Consider the following 2,280-nt stretch of genomic DNA (forward strand, 5'->3'; position numbering starts at 1 on the left):
TCTCCGAGGAGAGCGGCCGGGGCCTTCGCGCGGCCGCGTCCGGTGTCCGGCGCGGTCAGGGCTTCACGGAGACCCGGGCAGCGACAGGAAGGTGGTCGCTGCCGGTGCGGGCCAGGGTCCAGGAGGCCTCCGGCTTGATCCCGCGGACCATGATCTGGTCGATCCGGGCCATCGGGAACTGCGCCGGCCAGCTGAAGCCGAAGCCGTCGCCCGCCGCGCCCTGGGTCGAGCGCATCTGCGAGGTGACCTCGGACAAAGCGCGGTCGTTCATGGTTCCGTTGAGGTCGCCGAGCAGGACGACCTTCTTCAGCGGTTCGGCGGCGAGCGCGGCGCCCAGCGCGTCGGCGCTGTCGTCACGCTGGTTGGCGGTGAAGCCGGCGTGCAGCTTGACCCGGACGGAGGGCAGGTGGGCGACGAAGGCGGCGACCGGCCCCTGGGGGGTGGTGACGGTGGCACGCATGGCCCGGGTCCAGCCCATCCGGATGTCGACCGGCGCGCTCGCGCTGAGCGGGTATTTGCTCCACAGGCCGACGGTGCCCTCGACGGAGTGGTACTTGTACGTGGCCGCGAGGACCTTCTCGTAGACGGGGACGGCGCTGCCCTTGAGCTCGGTCAGGGCCAGGACGTCGGCCCCGGACCGGGCCACCGACTCGGCGGTGCCGTGCGGGTCGGGGTTGTCGGCGTCGACGTTGTGGGTGGCCACCACCATGTTGCCGCCGGAGCCGGACTTGTCGCTGACCAGGCCGCCGAAGAGGTTCGCCCAGACCGCGGCCGTCAGCAGTATCGCGAGGAACGCGGTCGCGGACCTGCGGTAGACGGCCCCGGCGACCAGGAGCGGCACGGCCAGGCCCAGCCAGGGCAGGAACGTCTCGGTGAGGCTCCCCAGGTTGCCCACCTCGTTGGACAGCTCCGCGTGGAAGATCATGATGAGCGAGATCAGCGTGGCGATCCCGGCGAGGACCCAGCCGCGCCGCCAGATTCCCGGGTCCTTGCGCAGCGCGGTCAGCCGGCGCCGGAGGCGGGTTCCGGAGGGCTCGGGTTCCGAGCCGCCGTTCCCCGACTCCGTCATGTACGCCTGTGCCATGCCACTGCCCTCACTGCCGTGCTCGCGCTCCGTCCCCGCCCCTTGACCCTAGGCGATGAACCGGAGCCTTCCGTGCCCTACGTCACGACCGTCGGTCACGGTCGTGTGTCCGGGAGGACGAACGGCCGTGCGCAAGGGGTTCCGCTTGTCACGAAACGCGCACATTGGATCCCGTGGCCAGGCTCGCACCCCGGACCACTTCCGCCTTTGCCCGCGCGGATGCCACCATGGGGGGTGAGTCCGGGGACGTCGTAAGGGCGCCTCGAGATGACACAAGGAGCAGTTGCAATGACGCATGCCGTTTCGCCTGCCCGCGAACCCGCACCCGCGGCCTCCCCCACCCTGTACGGAGGCACGGGCACCCGGCGCATCACCGTCCGCGACCTGACCCTCGCCAAGGAACGCGGCGAGAAGTGGCCCATGCTCACCGCCTACGACGCGATGACCGCGTCCGTCTTCGACGAGGCCGGTATCCCGGTCATCCTCGTCGGGGACTCCATGGGCAACTGCCACCTCGGCTACGACTCCACCGTTCCGGTGACGATGGACCAGATGACCATGCTCTCCGCGGCCGTCGTTCGCGGCACGAGCCGTGCGCTGGTCATCGGCGACATGCCGTTCGGTTCCTACCAGGAAGGCGCCGTGCAGGCCCTGCGCAGCGCCACCCGTCTCGTCAAGGAGGCCGGGGTCGGAGCGGTGAAGCTGGAGGGCGGCGAGCGCTCGCTGGCCCAGACCGAGCTGATCGTGCAGTCCGGCATCCCCGTCATGTCCCACCTGGGCCTGACCCCGCAGTCCGTCAACGCCATGGGCTACCGGGTGCAGGGCCGCGGCGACGAGGCCGCGCACCAGCTGCTGCGCGACGCGAAGGCGGCGCAGGACGCGGGCGCGTTCGCGGTGGTGCTGGAGCTCGTCCCGGCCGAGCTGGCCGCCGAGGTCACCCGGTCCCTGCACATCCCGACGGTCGGCATCGGCGCCGGCGCGGAGTGCGACGCGCAGGTGCTGGTGTGGACCGACATGATGGGCCTGACCGGCGGAAAGATGCCGAAGTTCGTCAAGCAGTACGCCGACCTGCGCCAGGTCATCGGCGGCGCGGCGAAGGCGTTCGCCGAGGACGTCGTCGGCGGAACGTTCCCGCAGGAGGAGCACTCCGTCCACTGAGCCACCGCGGTACGACACCGGCCCCGGGGGCTTCGCCC

The 2,280-nt window shown here is 71.1% G+C and carries 2 protein-coding genes; one reads left to right on the plus strand and one right to left on the minus strand.

What is annotated here, in order from left to right; translation table 11 throughout:
* Nucleotides 1-55: 55 nt before the first annotated feature.
* Nucleotides 56-1,084 carry an endonuclease/exonuclease/phosphatase family protein gene (locus ACWGIU_RS36080; RefSeq protein WP_453712309.1) on the minus strand — a complete coding sequence of 343 codons (1,029 nt, stop codon included), beginning with the start codon at nt 1,082-1,084 and terminating at the stop codon, nt 56-58.
* A 288-nt stretch (nt 1,085-1,372) separates the two neighbouring features.
* Here ACWGIU_RS36080 and panB point away from each other — a divergent pair, with 288 nt between their 5' ends.
* Nucleotides 1,373-2,242, plus strand: a complete 870-nt coding sequence (gene panB / locus ACWGIU_RS36085) for a 3-methyl-2-oxobutanoate hydroxymethyltransferase (protein ID WP_453712310.1) — start codon at nt 1,373-1,375, stop codon at nt 2,240-2,242.
* Nucleotides 2,243-2,280 lie beyond the last annotated feature (38 nt).

Source organism: Streptomyces sp. NPDC054840 (genome assembly GCF_053611065.1).